This window comes from Mesorhizobium wenxiniae, assembly GCF_002284535.1.
In the GTDB taxonomy this organism is placed as follows: domain Bacteria; phylum Pseudomonadota; class Alphaproteobacteria; order Rhizobiales; family Rhizobiaceae; genus Mesorhizobium; species Mesorhizobium wenxiniae.
Map to the genome: position 1 here is coordinate 18,472 of NZ_NPKH01000016.1, position 19,430 is coordinate 37,901.

The window sequence follows — 19,430 nt, forward strand, 5'->3', positions numbered from 1 at the left end:
ATTGAAACTACCCTGTGGAGGAGAAGACAAATGCATGAGAAAGAGAAAGACCTGATCGACGCGTTCCTGCGCGGACAAGTCGATCGTCGTGGGCTGATCAAAGGCCTCGGCGCAATGGGCCTTGCCGCCGGCACTGCCGGCACGCTGCTCAATCTGGGGCAGACCCGCGCACTGGCGGCGGATTTCGACTGGCAGGCGCACAAGGGCAAGACCATCAAGCTCTTGCTAAACAAGCATCCTTACGCCGATGCGATGATCGCCAACCTTGAAAACTTCAAGAAGTTGACCGGCATGGAGGTCGTCTACGACGTCTTCCCGGAAGACGTCTATTTCGACAAGGTCACCGCTGCGCTGTCGGCCAGCTCGCCTGAATACGATGCCTTCATGACCGGCGCCTACATGACCTGGACCTACGGCCCGGCCGGCTGGATCACCGACCTCAACGAGTGGATCAAAGATCCGACCAAGACCAACGTGAACTATGCCTGGGACGACTTCTTGCCCGGTGTCAGGAAGTCCTGCGCATGGAACGGCCAGCCCGGCGGAGTACTCGGCTCCGATGACGCCAAGCAGTGGTGCATTCCGTGGGGCTTCGAACAGAACAACATCACCTACAACAAGGGTATGTTTGACAAGGTCGGCGTCGGCGTTCCCGGCAATATGGACGAGATGGTCGCTACGGCGGCCAAGCTTACCAAGGATGTCGGTGGTGGCGTCTACGGCATCGGCGTGCGCGGCTCGCGCTCCTGGGCGACGATCCATCCCGGCTTCCTCTCGGCTTATGCCAACTTTGACCAGAAGGACCTGAATGTCTCGGCCGACGGCAAATTGTCGGCCGCGATGAACACCGCCGAATCCAAGGCCTTCCACAAGCAGTGGGTTCAGATGATCCAGGAGAGCGGCCCCAAGGACTGGTCGACCTATACCTGGTATCAGGTCGGCACCGATCTTGGCGCCGGCGCCTCGGCGATGATTTTCGACGCCGACATCCTCGGCTACTTCATGAATGGCGGCGACAACAAGATGGCAGGCAAGCTCGCCTTCTCCGCCTTCAAGGCCAATCCCGCCGCCAAGGCGCCGACGCCCAACATCTGGATCTGGTCGCTGTCGATGTCCAATTTCTCGAAGGATAAGGACGCCACCTGGTACTTCATGCAATGGGCATCCGGGCCCGAGCATGCACTGTTCGGCGCGACCAAGATGGACTTCGTCAATCCGGTCCGTCAGTCGGTCTGGAACGACGAGATGTTTCGCGAGAAGCTGAACAAGAGCTACCCGGGTTATGTCGAGATGTTCGACGTCTCGGCGCCCGGCGCCAGCATCAAGTTCACACCGCAGCCGCTGTTCTTCGATCTCACCACCGAATGGGCGGCGACGCTGCAGAAGATGGTGGCCAAGGAAGTGCCCGTCGACGAAGGCATCGACATGTTGGCCACCAGCATCGATGGCCAGCTCAAGGAAGCCGGGCTCGGCTAAGTCCTGGCGAACGGCTGGCCCGCTTTTGCGGGCCAGCCGGCCATTCCACTGCGAAGCGGCGCCTGGAGCATCGGACCCAAAAGTGGAAACCGGTTTTGGGAAAATCCGATGCTCAAACACTGGCGGTGCCGCCACTCGCCCAACCGGCCGCCTAGCTCCCTGGGCGGTCGGCAGGGCGAAGCAACAGAGATGATGGAACAGCACGATGACTGCGGCGACCATGCAAAGAAACAAGCCTTCCGGCATCAGGATCAGCAAGAGGGTGCTGCCTTATGTGCTCAGCCTGCCGGCCTTGCTCGTCTGCATTGGTATCCTGATCCCGTTCTTCACATCGGTCGTCTATTCGTTCCAGCGCTACCGGCTGAGCCAGCCCTGGGCGCGTCAGTTCAACTGGGGCGACAATTACATCTCTTTTTTCACCGACCCGAAGTTCTGGAACACGCTGGAGATATCGCTGCTCTATGCCGGTATCACCGTCCTGCTCGAACTGCTTCTCGGTCTCGGCATCGCCATGCTCTTGCAGAAGCGCTCGACGTTGAACAACTTCATCTCGATCATGCTGCTGATGCCGCTGATGACGGCGCCGGCGCTTGCCGCGCTGATGTGGAAGCTGATGACCAATCCCGGCTTCGGCGTGTTGAGCTATCTCGCCAGCCTGATCGGACTGCACGATTTCCGCTGGGCCTCGTCGCCGTCGACCGCGCTTTTCACCGTGGTCCTTGTCGACATCTGGGTCTACACGCCCTTCATCATGATCCTGCTGCTTGCCGGCCTGCGCAGCCTGCCGACGCAGCCCTTCGAGGCGGCAGCACTTGACGGCGTGCCGAGGAGTTTCGTGTTCTTCCGCATTACCTTGCCGATGCTGATGCCCTACATCCTGACGGCGACGCTGTTCCGTCTGCTTGATTCCATCCAGCAGTTCGACATCATCTATGCCATGACCCAGGGCGGTCCGGGCGACACGCTGACCGTCTTCCAGGTCGAGGCGTATCTCAACTTCTTCCAGTCGACCAATGTCGGCCGCTCGGCAGCGCTGATGATCATCCTGTGGGCAATCACCTATTTCCTCTCGAATATCTTCATCAAGAATTGGCTGCGGCTGCGCGAACGCGCCCGCGGCCAGGCATAGGAGGCTGAGATGGAACACACCTCGCTTCTTGAACGCATCCTGCGCGGCATAGCGCTGACACTGGTCGTGATCTTCTTCATGTTCCCGATCGTCTGGATCCTAATGATGTCGTTCCAGACCAACGAAACCATCTTGCGGATTCCGCCACAGCTTGTCTTCAAGCCGACGCTGGCCAACTACACCGCGCTGATCACCGGAAAGCTGACGACGGCGGCCGGCACGCTCGACATCGCCTTCATGCGCAACCTCTGGAATTCGGTGTTCCTGTCGGTCACCTCGGTCGCCGTCGCGCTGCTGCTCGGCGTTCCGGCGGCCTACGCCTTTGCACGGCATAAGTTTCGCGGCTCGGAAGACATTGCCTTTACGCTGCTGTCGTTCCGGTTCGCGCCCGCGCTGCTGGTGCTCCTGCCGCTCACCCTCTATTTCCAGAAGCTTGGACTGGCCAACACCTATATCGGACTGATCTGGGTCTATCAGCTGATCTGCCTGCCGCTGATCCTATGGATCGTGCGCGGCTATTTCGAGGACATCCCGGCCGACATCGAATATGCCTATCGCATCGCCGGCCATTCCTGGTTCGCCACCTTCCGCAAGATCGCGCTGCCCCTCGCCGGCCCGGGCATTGCGGCTGCCGGCCTGCTCGCATTCATCTTCGCTTGGAACAATTTCGTCTTCGCGCTCGTGCTCGCCTCGGCCGACAAGCAGCCGGTGACAGTCGGTGCGCTGGCCTTCATCACCTCCTCCGGCATCCAGTATGGCCAGATCTCGGCGGCGATCGTGCTTTCGATCACGCCGACGCTGGCGCTTGCCCTCTATGCGCAGCGCTATCTCGTCGAAGGCCTGTCGCTTGGCGCGGTAAAGGGATAGTTCTCATGGCCAGCCTCGAACTGCGAAACGTCGTCAAGCGCTACAAGAGCCAGACTGTCCTCGACAATCTTTCGCTGACCGTCGCCGACGGCGAAACCCTGGTCCTGTTCGGACCGTCCGGCGCCGGCAAGACGGTGCTGCTGCGGCTGGTCGCCGGTGTTATCGACCCGGACGAGGGAAAGATCTTCATCGGCGGCGAGGACATGACCGATCTTGACGCCGAGTTCCGCGGCGTCGGCATGGCGTTCCAGAATTTCGCACTGTTTCCCCATATGACCGCGTTCGACAACATCGCCACGCCGCTTCAGGCCAAGCGTTCGTCGCAAAGTGCGATGAAAGCGGGCGTCGAGAGCGTCGCCAAGCTGCTCAAGATCGGCCATGTGCTCAGCCACAGGCCAAGGGCGCTGTCCAACGGCCAGAAGCAGCGTACCGCGCTCGCCCGCGCTCTGGTCGGCTCGCCGCCGGTTCTCCTGCTCGACGACCCCTTGCGCAACGTCGATGCCAAACTGCGCTTCGAAATGCGGCTCGAATTGCCGAGGCTGCTGGCCGACCGTGGCGCAACCGTCGTCTACGTCACCCAGGACTACAAAGAGGCCATGGCGCTCGGCGATCGCATCGCGGTGATGTCGCAAGGCGTCATCAAGCAGCTCGGCACACCCGAGCAGATCTATCGTGAGCCGGCGAACATCGAGATCGCGCGGCTGTTTGGCGACCCGACCATCAACCTGCTCGACGTCAAGCCGTCGCGCGATGCCAAGGGCATCTATGTCGGCCTGTCGAATGTCCAGGTTCATCTGACGGGTGCCTATGATGCGACGGTCGGCCGCGACTGCGTGATCGGCTTACGGCCCGAAGCCTTGAGCTTCGTCGACGAAGGAACGCCCGCTGCCATTCCGGTGACGGTCGAGGCGGAGACGCCGCTCAATGAAAAGATCGTCACGCTGGTGCGCACCGTGCGCGGCCGTGAAATCCTGGTCTCCCGGCCGGCCGGAACACCGGGTCAGACCGAGGGCAGGGCTCATATCGCCGTCGACGGCAAAAGCGCCCTGCTGTTCGATCATGCGAGCGGCGACAGAATCGGCGCCAGGAACGTCGTCAATTTGCGCAGCGGAGAAGCGGCATGATCCCGAGCGCACTCACCATTTCCGGCGTCGACAAGTTCTACGGTCCGATCGACAGGGGCGTGCACGCCGTCCAGAACCTGACGATGGAAATCGGCAGGGGCGAGATCGTCGCATTGCTCGGCTCGTCCGGCTGCGGCAAGACCTCGACATTGCGCATGATCGCCGGTTTTGAGGAGGTGTCGCGCGGCACCATCTCGGTTGCCGGCCGCAAGGTGCACACGCTGCCTCCGGTCAAGCGCAATGTGGCGATGGCGTTCGAGGGCTATTCGCTCTATCCGCCGCTGACCGTGCGCGAGAACATGGCGTTTGCGCTGAAGGCGGCCAAACTGCGGAAAAGCGACGTCGATGCGAAGGTTGCCAGCATCGCCAAGCTGCTCGAGATCGAGGACATTCTGGAGCGCTATCCAAGCTCCATCTCCGGCGGCCAGCAGCAGCGCGCCAGCCTCGGCCGGGCGCTGATCCGCGAGGCGGATCTTCATCTGCTGGACGAACCGATGGGCCAGCTCGAACCGCAACTTCGCGCCGTGCTGCGCGGCCGCATCAAGCACTTCATCAAGGAGCGCGGCTTGACCGCGATCCTGGTCACCCACGACCAGACCGAGGCCAATGCGCTTGCCGACCGGATCGCGGTCATGGAAGGCGGCGTGCTGCAGCAATTCGACACGCCCGACATGCTCAAGCAGCGGCCGGCCAACCTGTTCACCGGCACCTTCGTCGGCGAGCCGCCGATGAATGTCTTCGAGGCCTATGTCGGCACGGCTGCCGACAAGATCAATCTGCGGCTGCCCGACGGACTTTCGCTCGACTATGACAAGGACGCGTTCAGCGGCTCGGTTCGCGACGAATTGCTCAAACGGCAGCGGGTCGTCATCGGCATAAGGCCTTACGCGGTTCGCCGCTCGAAGGACGGCGTGCCGGCAACGGTTTCGGCCAACCAGTGGCTCGGCGACCAGACGCATATCGCGGCGGATTTCGCCGGCGGTTCGCTCGTTCTGGTCGAACATGATCGGACCCGGCTGGAGCTTGGCGCGCCGATCAATATCAGCATCGATCCGAAAAACCTGCACGTCTTCGATCAGTCCAGCGGCATGGCCATTTCGCACGGCATGGAGCTTGCCTGATGCGGGATGTGCTGATCGGCATCGACGCCGGCACGTCTGTCATCAAGTCCGTCGCCTTCGACACGGCGGGCCGGCAGCTCGCGGCCACGGCGTTGCCGAACCGGTATGAGACCTTGCCGGGCGGCGGCGCCGAGCAGGATCTGGCGCGCACCTGGGCCGATACCGCGACCACCTTGCGCCAGCTTGCCGACAAGGTGCCGGACCTTGCCAGCCGCACCATTGCCATCGCCGTGACCGGGCAGGGCGATGGCACCTGGCTGATCGACAAGGAGGGTGAGCCGGTCGCGAAGGGCTGGCTGTGGCTCGACGCGCGCGCTGCCGCGATCGTCGAGGAGATCCGCGCGCGGCCCGATGACCGGCTCCGTTTCGAAAAGACCGGCAGCGGGCTGGCCGCCTGTCAGCAGGGGCCGCAGCTTGCCTTCATGAAGCGCAACGCGCCTGACATGCTTGGCAAGGCGGCGACGGCATTCCATTGCAAGGACTGGCTCTATTTCAACCTGACCGGGGAACGCGCCACCGATCCGTCGGAGGGGACCTTCACCTTTGGCGACTTCCGCACTCGTGGCTATTGCGACGATGTGCTTGAGGTGCTCGGCGTCGCTGATCTCCGGCATCTGCTGCCGCCGATCGTCGACGGCACCAGGCATAGCGCCGGCCTCTCGGCGACGGCTGCCGAAGGGACTGGGCTGCTTTCCGGTACGCCGGTGGTGCTGGCCTATGTCGACGTGGCCTGCACCGCGCTCGGCGCCGGCCTGCTCGACCGCGAGCGCAAGCCCGGCTGCTCCATCATCGGCTCCACCGGCATGCATATGCGGCTTGCGCAGACGCCGGACGAGGTGCTGCTCAACGAGGCGGCGACCGGCTACACGATGACGATGCCCACGCCCGGCGTCTTTGCGCAGATGCAGTCGAACATGGCGGCGACACTCAACATCGATTGGGTCCTTAGCCTCGCCTCCGGCATTCTCGCCTCGCAAGGCATTACGCGCACCAATGGAGAAATGATCGCGCTGGTCGATCAGTGGATATCCGTATCCGAGCCGGCCTCGCTGCTCTATCAGCCCTACGTGTCGGAGGCCGGCGAGCGGGGGCCGTTCGTCGATGCTAATGCCAGGGCCGGTTTCGTCGGCATTTCGTCGCGGCACGGTTATGCCGACATGGTCCGCGCCGTTTTCGAGGGGTTGGCATTCGCGTCGCGCGATTGCTACGCCGCCATGGGGCCGCTGCCGAGCGAGATCCGGCTGACCGGCGGTGCGGCCAGAAGCCCGGCTCTGCGCAAGATCCTGGGCGCTGTCGTCGGCGCCGACATTCGCACCAGCCAACGCGAGGAAGCCGGTGCGGCGGGCGCCGCGATGATCGCTGCGGTTTGCGTCGGCCAATACAGGTCGATGGACGAATGCGTAGGGGAATGGGTCACGCCGCTGCTTGGCGCGGCGGAACCGCGCGACCGAAAACTTGCCGCGATCTATGAGCGGGTGGCTCCGTCCTACACATTGGCGCATGAGGCGCTGCGGCCGGTCTGGCGGTCGATGGCCGCATCCAGGGCAAAGTGAGAAGTCGAGCATGCGTAAGAAGATTGCAATCGTTGGCGACCGCTTCATGCTTCCCGAAGTGTTTCGCGAGAAAATCGAGAAGGCCTGCGGCAACAATCTCGACATTCGCACCCTTGAGGCGGCCTGGCCCGACGAGCCGATGGAATTCGGCAATGCGGCGCTCGGCCTCGACAAGGTCAAGGAGTATTTTGGCGATCCGGACGAGGTGGTCGATTTCATCGGCGACGCCGAGATATTCGTCACCCAGCTTGCGCCGCTCTCCGAGATCATGATGCAGCGCCTGCCCACACTCAAACTGGTTGCGGTCTCGCGCGGCGGCCCGATCAACATCGACATGGCTGCCGCCAAGGCCCACGGCATCACCGTCGTCAATGTGCCCGGCCGCAATGCAAGTGCGGTGGCCGAGTTCACCATCGGTGCCATCCTTGCCGAGACGCGGCTGATCCGGGTCGGGCACGAAGCCTTGCGCAAAGGGAAATGGCGCGGCGATCTCTACCGGGCCGACCGCACCGGCCGCGAGCTCAACGAAATGACCGTCGGCGTCATCGGCTACGGCAATATCGGCACCAAGGTTGTCCGCCTGCTGCGCGCGTTCGGCTGCCGCATCCTGGTCACCGACCCCTACGTGCAACTGAGCGCCGAAGACCGCAATGGCGGCGTTGAACTGGTCGCGCTCGACGATCTCCTGTCCCGCTCCGATGTGGTCACGCTTCATCCCCGGGTGACTGAGGAGACCCGCAGACTGATCAACAAGGACACCATCGCCCGAATGAAGCCTGGGGTGATCTTCGTCAACACGGCGCGCGGGCCGCTGGTCGACTACGACGCGCTTTACGATGCGCTCGTCTCAGGCCATATCGGCAGCGCGATGCTGGAGACGTTCGCGGTCGAGCCGGTGCCTGCGGACTGGCCACTGCTGCAGCTTCCGAACGTCACGCTGACGCCGCATATCGCCGGCGCATCCGTGCGCACGGTGACCTATGCGGCCGAGCAGGCGGCCGAAGAGGTGCGCCGCTTCATCGCCGGGCTCCCACCGGTCAATCCATGCTGAAGGTCGCGGCAGCCATGAAACACAATCCAGGCACCGAGGACCCGGCGAGATGAGCGGCGCCACTGAAATCGTCGACCTCTTCGTTATCGGCGGCGGTGTCAACGGCGCCGGCATCGCGCGCGACGCAGCCGGCCGCGGCTTGTCCGTCATTCTGTGCGAGAAGGACGATCTGGCCGAAGGCACCAGTTCGCGATCGGGAAAGCTCGTCCATGGCGGCCTGCGCTATCTTGAATATTACGAATTCCGGCTGGTGCGCGAGGCGTTGATCGAGCGCGAAGTGCTGCTTGAATCCGCTCCGCACATTATCTGGCCGATGCGCTTCGTGCTGCCGCACAGCCCTGACGACCGGCCGGCATGGCTGGTCCGGCTCGGCCTGTTCCTCTACGATCATCTCGGCGGCCGCAAGCGGCTGCCGGCCACCCGCACGCTCAACCTGCGCACCGCGCCCGAAGGCGCGCCGATCAAGGATGTGTTCAAGCGCGGTTTCGAATATTCCGATTGCTGGGTCGACGATGCCCGTCTCGTCATCATCAATGCGCTCGATGCCGCGGAGCGCGGAGCCAAGATCCTTGCCCGGACCGCCTGCACCGCCGCCCGCCGTGAAAACGGCCTGTGGTCGGTCGAGATGCGCGACAGCCGAACCGGCGTCACGACAACGGTTCGGGCACGGGCGCTGATCAACGCCGCCGGTCCCTGGGTCAACGACATCATCAACCGCGTGGCCGGCCAGAACTCCAAACGAAATGTGCGCCTGGTCAAGGGCAGCCACATCGTCGTGCCGAAATTCTGGGAGGGGCGGCAGGCCTATCTCGTCCAGAACAGCGACAAGCGCGTGATCTTCATCAACCCTTACCAGAACGATCTTGCGCTGATCGGTACCACCGACATCCCCTATGACGGGCGGCCGGAAGATGTGAAGGCTGATAGCAGCGAGATCGACTACCTGATCAAAATCGTCAACCGCTACTTCAAGCGCGAACTTGCCCGCGACGATGTCATCTACTCGTTTTCCGGCGTCCGGCCGCTCTATGACGACAACGCCGACAACCCCAGCGCGGTAACGCGCGATTATATTTTCGAGCTCGACGCATCGGCCGGGCAGGCGCCGTTGCTCTCCGTCTTCGGCGGCAAGATCACCACCTTCCGCAAATTGGCCGAGCACGCGCTGGATAGGATCGCCCCGTTCTTTCCGAAAATGGGCACGCCGTGGACATCGAAAGGCTATCTGCCGGGTGGCGATATCGCTAATGCCGACTTCGAGCAGTTTCTCGGCGATCTCGGCCGCGAATATCCCTGGATGCCGGCATCGCTGGTCAAGCATTATGGCCGGCTCTACGGCACCAGGACGCGCGTTCTGGTCGGTGCGGCCAGGTCAGTCGCCGATCTGGGGCGGTGCTTCGGCAAGGATTTTTTCGAACGCGAAGCCAATTATTTGTTCGAATATGAATGGGCGCTGACCGCTGCCGACATTCTCGAACGGCGCACCAAGCATGGGCTGCATCTGTCCGCCGCAGAAAGAGCCGCCTTCGAGGACTGGTGCGCGAGCCGGCTGGTGAAAGCAAGCTGATGGCCTTTACGCTTTCTCTCAACACCAATCCGCTGGTCAACCGTTTCGCCGAACCGGACGATCTGATCGATGCGATCGCTTACGACATCGGCATCCGGGACGTGCAGCTCACGCATGAATTCGTCAATCCCGGCTGGCCGGCGGCGACGATCTCGAAATTCATCCGCCTGTTCCGCAACGCGCTCGACCGCACCGGCGTGCGCGTGACGTCGGGGATGACCGGCCCTTATGGGCGGCTCAACCATTTCGGCCATCCGGACGCCGATGTGCGCCGCTACTATGTCGATTGGTTCAAGACCTTTGCCGACATTTCGGCCGAGCTCGGCGCGACCGGTATGGGGACCCAGTTCGCTATCTTCACGCACAGGGATTTCGACGATCCCGAGCGCCGCGCGCGGCTGTTCGACATCGCGCTGGAATGCTGGCGCGAGGTCGCCGAGCACGCCAAAGCGGCCGGTTTAACCTATCTGTTCTGGGAGCCGATGTCGGTCGGGCGCGAATTCGGCCATACAATCGACAGCTGCCGGGTACTGCACAACGAGATCGAGGCAGCCGGCATGGCCATCCCGATGAAGATGATGGTCGACATTGACCATGGCGACGTGACGTCGAGCAACCCGGCCGACATCGACCCCTATGCCTGGGCCGAAGCCTTCCCCAACGTATCGCCGATCATCCACGTCAAGCAGTCGTCGATGAACAAGGGCGGTCATTGGCCGTTCATCGCCGCCTACAACCAGGACGGCCGCATCACGCCGGAAAAATTCCTGGAGACGGTTCGCCGCGGCGGCGGCGTCGACAACGAGATCTGCCTCGAACTGTCGTTTCGCGAGCGCGAGCCGGTCGATCACCAGGTCGTCGCCATGATCCGCGAGTCGGTCGACTACTGGGCGCCGTTCATCGAGACCGGCAGGGCGGCACTCCTGCCGCGAGACGGGCAGGGTACGGCTCCTGCCCGTTGAACCCGGCCGCCCCGGTCAGATGAAGCCGGCCGAACTCAGCCGAATTTCGGATCGAGACTGCCCGACTTGTAGCGCTTGGCCATTTCCGAGACCGGCAGCGGCTTGATCTTTGGAGCGTTGCCGGCGGTGCCGAACTGCTCGAAGCGCTCCTTGCACAGCTTCCTCATGGCGGCCATAGCCGGCGTCAGATACTTGCGCGGGTCGAATTCGCTCGGGTTCTCGGTCAGCACCTTGCGGATCGCGCCGGTCAGCGCCATGCGGTTGTCGGTGTCGATGTTGATCTTGCGCACGCCGTGCTTGATGCCGCGCTGGATCTCCTCGACTGGCACGCCCCATGTCGGCTTCATCTGGCCGCCATATTTGTTGATGATCTCCTGCAGTTCTTCCGGCACCGAGGACGATCCGTGCATGACGAGGTGCATGTTCGGCAGGCGGCGATGGATTTCCTCGATCACGTTCATGGCCAGAACAGCGCCGTCCGGCTTGCGCGAGAATTTATAGGCGCCGTGGCTGGTGCCCATGGCGACCGCCAGCGCGTCGACATGTGTGTCCTTGACGAACTGCACCGCCTGTTCCGGATCGGTCAGCAACTGGTCGTGGCTGACAGCGCCTTCGACACCATGGCCGTCTTCCTGTTCGCCGCCGCCCATCTCCAGCGAACCGAGCACGCCGATCTCGCCTTCGACAGAAACACCGCCCCAATGCGCCATGTCGACGACGCGGCCCGTGATGCCCGAATTATAATCGTAATCGGCCGGCGTCTTGCCATCCTCTTTCAGCGAGCCGTCCATCATCACCGAGGTGAAGCCATACTGGATCGCGGTCACGCAGGTGGCCTCGTTGTTGCCGTGGTCGAGATGCATGCAGACTGGAATATCGGGATGGATCTCGACCAGCGCGTCGATCAGCTTGGCCAGCACGACGTCGTTGGCATAGGCGCGGGCGCCGCGGCTCGCCTGCAGAATAACAGGCGATTTGGTCTCCTCGGCGGCCTCCATGATGGCGAGGCCTTGTTCCATATTGTTCATGTTGAACGCAGGCACGCCATAGCCGTGTTCGGCGGCATGGTCGAGCAATTGTCTCAATGTGATGCGAGCCACCCAATAGTCTCCCGTATTTGGTTTCAAGCCTATGGTTGCGAGCCGTCCGATCGTCGTTCAGCCCTTTGATGCTTCTGGCCGGATTTCCAGAGAACCGCAACCTTTGGCCATGCCACCGAGAAGCAATTCTTGTTACAGCACAGCAATCAGAAGCGAATAATATCCCAAAGAAATGTAACATCATCACAAAAAATTTGACGCCTATGCGTTTTCCTCTGTTATAATAGCTTTGGCTCGCGGTTTCCGCCACGGCGGATTCACAGCGGACCGGATTCAGGAAACAGGCTGGACAATGAAGAGCGGCGGCCGGCGGCAAGGCATCATGGATTTTCTGATCGACACTGGCACGGCCAGTGTCGATGACCTCGCCTCGCGGTTTGGCGTGTCGAAGATGACCGTCCATCGCGACCTCGACGAGCTTGAGGAAAGCGGTTTCCTGCGCAAGGTGCGCGGCGGCGCCTCGATCCAGCCGAGCGGCCTGTTCGAAAGCGATTTCCGCTACCGTCAGAAGCAGGCCGGTGAGGAGAAGCAGCGCCTGGCGGCTGCCGCAGTGGCGATGATTGAACCCGGCCAGACGGTGATCATCGACGACGGCTCGACGGCCGGTGGCATCGCGCGCCACCTTGCGGATCTCCGCCCGCTGACTGTGATCTCCAACAATCTGGCCGTCATACAGGATCTGGCAGGCATTGGAGGGATCACCCTGATTGCGCTCGGTGGCCAGTACAGCAAGAAATTTCACGGTTTCTTCGGCCTGCTGGCCGAGGACACGTTGAGATCGTTGCGCGCCGATGTGGCCTTCCTGTCGTCGTCTGCCATCCACGGCGCTTCCGCCTTCCACCAGGACCAGGAAGTGGTCCACACCAAGCGGCTGATGATGGCCGCCGCCGCGCGTAAATATCTGCTGGTCGATCACGGCAAGTTCGGCCGCACGGCCCTGCATTTCCTGACCGATCTCAAGGCGTTCGACGCCGTCTTCACCGGTCGCGAACTGGGACCGCAGATGCGCCAGGCGTTGGATGGCGCCGATGTTTCGCTAACACTAGTCGAGAAGGACTAGACCATGATCCCGAAAAGTGGGAACCGGTTTTCGGAAAAGATCATGGTCAAAGAAGAAGATAGAGCCCCATCCCGCTACGCGGGATGGAACAGACTCTAGAAGGAGGATGCGTGGTTTACTGGGTCGGCACAAGCTGGAAAATGAACAAGACGCTTGCAGAGGCGACTGACTTCGCCAAGGCGCTGGCGGGGTTCGTCCCCGGTTTCGACGACCGCATCCAGCCCTTCGTCATCCCGCCCTTCACGGCGGTCCGCGAGGTTAAGAAGGCGTTGGCGACGACGCGGGTCAAGGTCGGCGCCCAGAACATGCACTGGGCCGACGCCGGAGCCTGGACCGGGGAGATCTCGCCCGTGATGCTGACGGATTGCGGCCTCGACCTCGTCGAGCTCGGCCATAGCGAACGGCGCGAGCATTTCGGCGAGACCGACATTGCTGTCGGCCTCAAGGCAGCTGCGGCGGTAAAGCACGGGCTGGTGCCGCTCATCTGCGTCGGCGAGACATTGGCGCAACGCAACAGCGGCCAGGCCGATGCGGTGCTGGCCTTGCAGGTGCACGGCGCGCTAAAGGTCCTCGAAGGCGAGGCGAAAGCGGCGACGATCCTGTTTGCCTATGAGCCGGTCTGGGCGATCGGCGACAAGGGCATTCCGGCAAGTGCGGACTACGCTGATAGGCAGCAGGCGCTGATCAAGAAGATCGCCGGCGAACTCCTGCCGGCCGAGCCGCCAGTGCTCTATGGCGGCAGCGTCAATCCGCAAAATGCCGCCGAGTTGATCGGCCAGCCGCATATCGACGGGCTGTTCATCGGCCGCTCCGCCTGGCAGGCGGAAGGCTATATCGACATCCTCCAGCGCGCCTCGGCGGCGATCTAGTATCGATGAACAGGAAAGGACAATAAAATGAAAATAGCCATTGGAGCCGACAGCGCGGGCAAGCCGCTGCTCGACGTCATTGCCGCGCATCTCGCCACCAAACCCGGTCTCACCGTCAGCGACCTTAGCCAGGCGGGCTACTATGCAAACCTGTCGCAGAAGCTCGCCCAGACCATCCTCGACGGTGAGAACGATCGCGGCATCCTGTTTTGCGGCACCGGCATCGGCGTTTCCATCTCGGCCAACAAGGTGCCCGGCATTCGCGCAGCACTTACCCACGACACCTACTCCGCCGAGCGCGCTGCGAAATCCAACAATGCCCAGATCATCACCATGGGCGCCCGCGTCATCGGCCCGGAACTGGCCAAGTCGATCGTCGACGCCTGGCTCGCATCGGAGTTCGACGAAAAGGGACCGTCGGCTGGCAATGTCCAGGCCATCGACAGGCTCGACGCGGCGAAGCTGGGCTAACCCAAGCTTTTCCGCATCGCGCCAATGACGGTGACGGCCGACGCGGCGCCGGGGTCCATGTGCCCTAGCGATCGTTCGCCAAGCCGCGATGAGCGACCCTTCGCGGCAATCATGTCCTTGGTCGCCTCGGCGCCCCGTTCGGCTGCTTCAAGGCCGGCTGCTAGGCTTTCGGACAGCGTCTTGCCGGAGGCATGCGCGACCGCAGCCGCCTCAGCCGCAGGCAGCCAGGCGTCGACCATTGTCTTTTCGCCGATCTCGGCCTTGCCGCGATCCTGGATGCCTTGCGCCATCGCCTGGAACAGGGCGATGACGTCGGCGCTCGCCAGCGTCGCCTTGCCCTTGACGGCGGCCGCACCTCGCATGAAGGCGGTCGCATAAAGCGGGCCCGACGAGGCGCCGACAGCGTTGAGGAACGATTTGGCCGCGGTGTTGAGGAGAGCTGTCGGCTCGGTCGCCGCGAGATCCAGCGAAGCGAGTGCATCGCGCACCGCCCCGAAACCGAGCCCCATGGCAATGCCATGGTCGGCGTCGCCGATGAGGCCGTCAAGCTGGCAGAGCCTGTCCTTGTCGGCTTCGATCGCCACTGCGATTTCATCAAACATTCTTTTCAGATCGGCCGTATCGATGGATGTCATGGATGCTACTTTCAGCCGGCGCGAAACATGGCGCAGTCGCAAGGATGGTCGAGCATCGTCTGCAATTCGGCGTCGAGATGCATCAGCGTCACCGAGGCGCCGGCCATTTCGAGCGAGGTGCAGTAGTTGCCGACCCATGTCGCGTGAATTGACACGCCGATGTCATCCAGCCGACGCTTCACGCGCCGGTTCATGATGTAAAGCTCCATCAGCGGCGTCGAGCCGAGCGAATTGACGAGCACGGCGACCTTGTCGCCATGCGCCGGCGCCATCTCGTCGAGGATCTTGTCCAGCATCTCGTCAGTGATCTCGTCGGCCGTTTTCAGTTTTCCACGTGCGATGCCCGGCTCGCCATGAATGCCCATGCCGATCTCCATCTCGTCCGGTCCGATCTCGAAATTCGGCCGGCGGGTCTGCGGCAGCGAACAGGGCGACAGCGCCACGCCCATGGTGAAGGTGTGATCGTTGGCCTTCCTGGCGATGCGTTCGCATTGATCGAATGAGAGCATCCGGTCGCAGGCGGCACCGGCGGCTTTGAAGATGAAGAAATTGCCGGCAACGCCGCGCCGATTTTGCCTCTGGTCACGCGGCGCCGATGCCACGTCGTCAGTGGTCAGCACGGTGCGCGCCTCAATGTCATCCATCGCGGCCATCTCGGCGGCCATGTCGAAATTCATCACGTCGCCGGCATAATTGCCATACATGAACAGCACGCCGGCGCCGCCGCTGGCCGCCTTGGCGCATTCGAGGATCGGGTCGGGCGGCGGCGAGGCGAAGACATTGCCGATCGCGGCCGCGTCGGCCAGCCCCTTGCCGACGAAGCCGAGGAATGTCGGCTCGTGGCCGGAGCCACCGCCGATGACGAGGCCGACCTTGCCCTGGCGAGGTCCATCGCGGGCGATAATCGAGCGTGGGCTGCCCGCCGCGCTTTTGAGATGGCGGGGATGCGCAGCCAGGATGCCTTCCAGCATCTCATCGACAGTGCGGTTGCCGTCGTTGACGATCTTCTTGGTCTGCACCTGCATCCTCCCGAGTTTCGTATTTTCGCAGATAGTACAGCGTGTTACCGGGATTTCTACCCGGCGACGGACATTTCAGCGGCGATACGTTCCCGCGCGGCCAGGATCTGCATGCAGGCATTGGCTGCCTCTTTGCCCTTGAACTTGAAGTGCTCGAAGAAGAAGCGGTGATGTTCCGCGCCGTCATGATAGTTGTGCGAAAGCAGGACTTTTACCGCCGCGCTGAGAACCTTGACTACGTTCCGACGTGATCGCCAGTGAGGGCAAGGGAGGAGCTGATAACTTGCAGCGTTAAATCGCGATCAGGGGCAAGGCAGGCAGAACCTTGTCCAAGGTGATGGGAAATTCACGCACTCGCACGCCGGTCGCGTTGTAAATGGCATTGGCGATAGCAGCCCCCGCACCGCAGACGCCGAGCTCGCCGAGACCCTTCGCGCCGAGTGGATTGGCCTTATCGTCATGTTCCTCGAGGAAGACGACCTCCATCTCGGGGACGTCGCCGTTGATCGGGACGTGATACTCCGCAAGGTCGTGATTGACGAAGTGGCCGTGGCGCGGGTCGAGCACCGTCTGCTCCATCAGGGCGGCACCGATCCCCCAGGTCATGCCGCCGATGATTTGCGGGCGCGCAGTCTTGGCGTTGAGTATACGGCCCGCGCCCATCACAGCCAGCATCCGGGGCATGCGGATCTCACCGGTATCGCAATCGACTGCGACCTCGGCGAAATGTGCTCCATAGGAATGCTGCGAGTAAGCCTTGTATGACTGGGTGGCGGCGCCTGCGGCTACGGAGCCTTCGGCCTCGAGCCCGTCGGGAGCGATCCTCCGGATGAGGTCGGCCAGGCCTGCCGACCGCTGGCCGAACCTGACTTCGCTGTCGGCAAAGCTTTCCTCGATGGCGTTCGCGCCGTGCAGTGGCGAGGCTTCGCTCGACCGCGCCGCCTCCACGATCCGTTGCTTGAGGGCGTTGCAGGCGTTATGCAGCGCCGAACCCGCGCTTGCCGCGCCCCAGGAACCGCCGGAGCCGGCGGTACGCGGGAAGCGGCTGTCGCCGAACTCCACTTTGACGGACGAGATCGGCACGCCGAGATTTTCCGCAGCGATCTGAGTCAGGATCGTATAAGTGCCGGTCCAATATCGGTCATGTCGAGCCGCGCCGTCACCCGACCGTCCCGGTCGAGTGCAACCCGCGCCGTCGCCGCGCCGATGTAGTTCGGACGGATCGCCGCCGCCATGCCGTAGCCGATGAGCTTCCGGCCCTCTCGGGTGCGGCCGGGTGTCGGGTTTCTCCGCTCCCAACCGAAACGGCGGGCGCCGTCCTCCATGCAGGCGACGAGATTGCGGGTCGAGAACGGCACGCCGCGCTCGGGATCCTGTTCCGGTTCGTTGCGGATCCTGAGTTCGATCGGGTCCAGGCCGAGCCGCTCGGCAAGCTCATCCATGGCGCATTCGAAAGCAAGCATGCCGGGCGCTTCGCCGGGCGAGCGCATCCATTCGGCGCGGTTGATATCCAGCGGAACCAGGCGATGGCGGGTGAGACGGTTCGGCGCCGCGTAGAGCGAGCGGGCAAAAACTGCCGTTTGCTCGCAGTACTCCTCGAAGCTGGACGTTGCGGACCAGACATCGTGCGCGACCCCGGTGAGCCGCCCATCGATGTCTGCGCCGAGACGTACCTGTTGGATCATCTCTGCGCGGTGACCGGCATTGGCGAACATCTGCTGTCGCGTCAGCGCGATCTTAACGGGACGCTGCAGGACCTGCGCTGCAAGCGCGGCCAGGATTGTATCGGAATGGGCAATCAGCTTGGAGCCGAAGCCTCCGCCAACGAAGGGGCTCACGATACGCACACGCTCGGGCGGGATGCGAAGCGTGCTGGCGATCCCAGCCCGGAAGTTCGCGAGTGTCTGCGCCGATGTATGGATCGTCAACTCGTTGCCTGACCAGGCGGCGAGCGTCGCATGGGGCTCCATCGGATTGTGATGTTCGAAGGGGGTCCGGTAAGTAGCATCGATCTTGACCGGAGCCGCCGCAAAGGCACTCTCGAAGTCGCCGACCACACTGTCGGTCTCGAAGCCGGCGTTGGTCCGCTTCGGTGCATAGGCGTCGGCCACACGCCCCGGCAAATCGTAGAGGCCCGGCTCCTCGTCGTAGCGCACTCTGATGAGGCCGGCAGCAGCGCGTGCCGCCTCGAACGTCTCCGCAACGACGAGCGCGACGGGCTCGTCGTAATACCGCACCCGCTCGCTGTTGAGCGCGGGCCGGGCGCGGGTGAAGACCTCCGGCACCGTCGGCGTGACCGCCGGGCCGAAATCCGGCTGGGCCGGCGCATTCCGGTGCGTCATGACCAGCAGCACTGCCGGCGCCCGTTCGGCGTCGGCCGTGTCGATCTCGGCGATGCGCCCCTTGGCGACGGCGGCACCGAGAATGTAGCCATAGGCCGTGCCATCCAGCGCATGCTCATAGGCGTAGGTGGCACCGCCTGTCACTTTGAGCGGACCGTCGATGCGGTCGATCGGGCGCCCGACGACGCCGGTGCGCGTTTCGGAAGGACGGTTCTCGCGGGTCTTCGTCTCTGTCATCGTGTCACCTCACGCACTCTCGACGGCAGCAGCGAGCGTGTGCCGCATCGTCCGTTTCGCCAGCGGGATCTTGAAATCATTGGCGCCATGTCCGACGGCTCCTGCGAGCGCGGCTTCGGCCGCGTCGGTAAAGGCGCCGTCGGACGCCGCCGCTCCTGCGAGCGTGCGCTCCGCCTCTGTCGCGCGCCAGGGCTTTGCTGCCACACCGCCCATGGCGATCCGAGCGCCTCGGATACGATCGCCGCTTTTCTCCACGATTGCTGCCACCGACACCAGCGCGAAGGCGTAGGAAGCACGGTCGCGCACCTTGCGGTAAATCTGCCGGCCGGGTGGCGGGGGCGGTAGAGTAACCGCAGCGATCATCTCGCCGTGGCCGAGCACGGTCTCTACATGGGGCATCGCATCTGGCAATCGATGGAAATCGCCGATCGGGATCGCGCGGGTGTCGCCGCCGGGCAGTATGGTCTCGATCCTGGCGTCGAGCCCGGACATGGCAACCGCCATGTCGGAGGGATGGACCGCGATGCAGGCTTCGCTCGCGCCGAGAACGGCATGCATGCGATTGAAGCCCTGAAGCGCTGCGCAGCCCGAGCCCGGCTCGCGCTTGTTGCAAGGCATGTTGCGGTCGTAGAAGTAGGGGCAGCGCGTGCGCTGCAGGAGATTGCCGCTAGTCGAGGCCTTGTTGCGTATCTGGCCGGACGCTCCCGCCAGCAGTGCTTGCGTGAGCATCGGGTAGCGAGACCTCACCCGCGGATCGGCGGCGAGATCGCTGTTGCGGATTTGGGCGCCGACCCGAAGCCCGCCGTCCGCCGTCTCCTCGATCCGATCGAGCGGCAGCCGGCTGCAT

General features: G+C 63.1%; 15 protein-coding genes and 3 pseudogenes. 12 read left to right on the plus strand and 6 right to left on the minus strand.

What is annotated here, in order from left to right; all coding sequences use genetic code 11:
• Positions 1 to 30 precede the first annotated feature (30 nt).
• From CIT31_RS07985 to CIT31_RS08025, 9 genes are all read left to right on the plus strand, one after another.
• Positions 31 to 1,476 carry an ABC transporter substrate-binding protein gene (locus tag CIT31_RS07985; RefSeq protein WP_095518158.1) on the plus strand — a complete coding sequence of 482 codons (1,446 nt, stop codon included), beginning with the start codon at positions 31 to 33 and terminating at the stop codon, positions 1,474 to 1,476.
• Between the two features lie 205 nt (positions 1,477 to 1,681).
• Positions 1,682 to 2,605, plus strand: a complete 924-nt coding sequence (locus CIT31_RS07990) for a carbohydrate ABC transporter permease (RefSeq protein WP_095518159.1) — start codon at positions 1,682 to 1,684, stop codon at positions 2,603 to 2,605.
• Positions 2,606 to 2,614: 9 nt separating this feature from the next.
• Positions 2,615 to 3,472, plus strand: a complete 858-nt coding sequence (locus tag CIT31_RS07995; RefSeq protein WP_095518160.1) for a carbohydrate ABC transporter permease — start codon at positions 2,615 to 2,617, stop codon at positions 3,470 to 3,472.
• Positions 3,473 to 3,477: 5 nt separating this feature from the next.
• Entirely contained in the window at positions 3,478 to 4,596 is a 1,119-nt protein-coding gene (locus CIT31_RS08000) for an ABC transporter ATP-binding protein (protein ID WP_029355252.1), read from the plus strand.
• Entirely contained in the window at positions 4,593 to 5,717 is a 1,125-nt protein-coding gene (locus tag CIT31_RS08005; RefSeq protein ID WP_029355254.1) for an ABC transporter ATP-binding protein, read from the plus strand. The genes CIT31_RS08000 and CIT31_RS08005 overlap by 4 nt, the downstream gene beginning before the upstream one ends.
• Positions 5,717 to 7,270, plus strand: a complete 1,554-nt coding sequence (locus tag CIT31_RS08010; RefSeq protein ID WP_095518161.1) for an FGGY-family carbohydrate kinase — start codon at positions 5,717 to 5,719, stop codon at positions 7,268 to 7,270. The genes CIT31_RS08005 and CIT31_RS08010 overlap by 1 nt, the downstream gene beginning before the upstream one ends.
• 10 nt (positions 7,271 to 7,280) lie before the next feature.
• Entirely contained in the window at positions 7,281 to 8,321 is a 1,041-nt protein-coding gene (locus CIT31_RS08015; protein ID WP_095518162.1) for a 2-hydroxyacid dehydrogenase, read from the plus strand.
• A 49-nt stretch (positions 8,322 to 8,370) separates the two neighbouring features.
• Positions 8,371 to 9,888: a glycerol-3-phosphate dehydrogenase gene (locus tag CIT31_RS08020; protein WP_095518163.1), complete on the plus strand. Its 1,518-nt coding sequence runs from the start codon at positions 8,371 to 8,373 to the stop codon at positions 9,886 to 9,888.
• The gene (locus tag CIT31_RS08025) at positions 9,888 to 10,850 is read left to right on the plus strand and encodes a sugar phosphate isomerase/epimerase family protein (RefSeq protein WP_095518402.1); all 963 of its coding nucleotides are present in this window, start codon (positions 9,888 to 9,890) and stop codon (positions 10,848 to 10,850) included. The genes CIT31_RS08020 and CIT31_RS08025 overlap by 1 nt, the downstream gene beginning before the upstream one ends.
• 35 nt (positions 10,851 to 10,885) lie before the next feature.
• Here CIT31_RS08025 and fba read toward each other — a convergent pair whose 3' ends face one another.
• Positions 10,886 to 11,950, minus strand: a complete 1,065-nt coding sequence (fba, locus tag CIT31_RS08030; RefSeq protein WP_029355262.1) for a class II fructose-bisphosphate aldolase — start codon at positions 11,948 to 11,950, stop codon at positions 10,886 to 10,888.
• 292 nt (positions 11,951 to 12,242) lie between these two features.
• Here fba and CIT31_RS08035 point away from each other — a divergent pair, with 292 nt between their 5' ends.
• The 3 genes from CIT31_RS08035 to derI all read left to right on the plus strand — a co-directional run bounded on the left by CIT31_RS08035 (position 12,243) and on the right by derI (position 14,350).
• Positions 12,243 to 13,010 (plus strand): DeoR/GlpR family DNA-binding transcription regulator, encoded by a 768-nt coding sequence (locus CIT31_RS08035; protein ID WP_095518164.1) that lies wholly within the window; start codon positions 12,243 to 12,245, stop codon positions 13,008 to 13,010.
• An 83-nt stretch (positions 13,011 to 13,093) separates the two neighbouring features.
• Positions 13,094 to 13,879, plus strand: coding sequence for a triose-phosphate isomerase (locus CIT31_RS08040; protein ID WP_095518165.1), 786 nt, complete (start codon positions 13,094 to 13,096; stop codon positions 13,877 to 13,879).
• Positions 13,880 to 13,906: 27 nt separating this feature from the next.
• Positions 13,907 to 14,350, plus strand: a complete 444-nt coding sequence (derI, locus tag CIT31_RS08045; protein ID WP_095518166.1) for a D-erythrulose-4-phosphate isomerase — start codon at positions 13,907 to 13,909, stop codon at positions 14,348 to 14,350.
• Here the strand turns inward: derI and dhaL are convergent.
• The 5 genes and pseudogenes from dhaL to CIT31_RS08070 all read right to left on the minus strand — a co-directional run.
• Entirely contained in the window at positions 14,347 to 14,985 is a 639-nt protein-coding gene (gene dhaL / locus CIT31_RS08050; RefSeq protein WP_095518167.1) for a dihydroxyacetone kinase subunit DhaL, read from the minus strand. The genes derI and dhaL overlap by 4 nt on opposite strands.
• An 11-nt stretch (positions 14,986 to 14,996) precedes the next feature.
• Complete coding sequence (locus CIT31_RS08055) at positions 14,997 to 16,010, minus strand: dihydroxyacetone kinase subunit DhaK (protein WP_206073340.1); 1,014 nt, start codon at positions 16,008 to 16,010, stop codon at positions 14,997 to 14,999.
• A 50-nt stretch (positions 16,011 to 16,060) separates the two neighbouring features.
• Positions 16,061 to 16,240: pseudogene (locus CIT31_RS35000) on the minus strand (hypothetical protein); the annotation flags it as partial.
• Positions 16,241 to 16,295: 55 nt separating this feature from the next.
• Positions 16,296 to 18,583, minus strand: a pseudogene (locus CIT31_RS08065) (xanthine dehydrogenase family protein molybdopterin-binding subunit).
• A 9-nt stretch (positions 18,584 to 18,592) separates the two neighbouring features.
• Positions 18,593 to 19,426 (minus strand): annotated as a pseudogene (locus CIT31_RS08070) (FAD binding domain-containing protein); the annotation flags it as partial.
• Positions 19,427 to 19,430: the final 4 nt, after the last annotated feature.

Bases quoted from the DNA above. Each gene is read 5' to 3' on its own strand.
- CIT31_RS07985 (WP_095518158.1), top strand. From the start codon at position 31: ATGCATGAGAAAGAGAAAGACCTGATCGACGCGTTCCTGCGCGGACAA.
- CIT31_RS07990 (WP_095518159.1), top strand. From the start codon at position 1,682: ATGACTGCGGCGACCATGCAAAGAAACAAGCCTTCCGGCATCAGGATC.
- CIT31_RS07995 (WP_095518160.1), top strand. From the start codon at position 2,615: ATGGAACACACCTCGCTTCTTGAACGCATCCTGCGCGGCATAGCGCTG.
- CIT31_RS08000 (WP_029355252.1), top strand. From the start codon at position 3,478: ATGGCCAGCCTCGAACTGCGAAACGTCGTCAAGCGCTACAAGAGCCAG.
- CIT31_RS08005 (WP_029355254.1), top strand. From the start codon at position 4,593: ATGATCCCGAGCGCACTCACCATTTCCGGCGTCGACAAGTTCTACGGT.
- CIT31_RS08010 (WP_095518161.1), top strand. From the start codon at position 5,717: ATGCGGGATGTGCTGATCGGCATCGACGCCGGCACGTCTGTCATCAAG.
- CIT31_RS08015 (WP_095518162.1), top strand. From the start codon at position 7,281: ATGCGTAAGAAGATTGCAATCGTTGGCGACCGCTTCATGCTTCCCGAA.
- CIT31_RS08020 (WP_095518163.1), top strand. From the start codon at position 8,371: ATGAGCGGCGCCACTGAAATCGTCGACCTCTTCGTTATCGGCGGCGGT.
- CIT31_RS08025 (WP_095518402.1), top strand. From the start codon at position 9,888: ATGGCCTTTACGCTTTCTCTCAACACCAATCCGCTGGTCAACCGTTTC.
- CIT31_RS08035 (WP_095518164.1), top strand. From the start codon at position 12,243: ATGAAGAGCGGCGGCCGGCGGCAAGGCATCATGGATTTTCTGATCGAC.
- CIT31_RS08040 (WP_095518165.1), top strand. From the start codon at position 13,094: ATGGAACAGACTCTAGAAGGAGGATGCGTGGTTTACTGGGTCGGCACA.
- derI (WP_095518166.1), top strand. From the start codon at position 13,907: ATGAAAATAGCCATTGGAGCCGACAGCGCGGGCAAGCCGCTGCTCGAC.
- dhaL (WP_095518167.1), bottom strand. From the start codon at position 14,985: ATGACATCCATCGATACGGCCGATCTGAAAAGAATGTTTGATGAAATC.
- CIT31_RS08055 (WP_206073340.1), bottom strand. From the start codon at position 16,010: ATGCAGGTGCAGACCAAGAAGATCGTCAACGACGGCAACCGCACTGTC.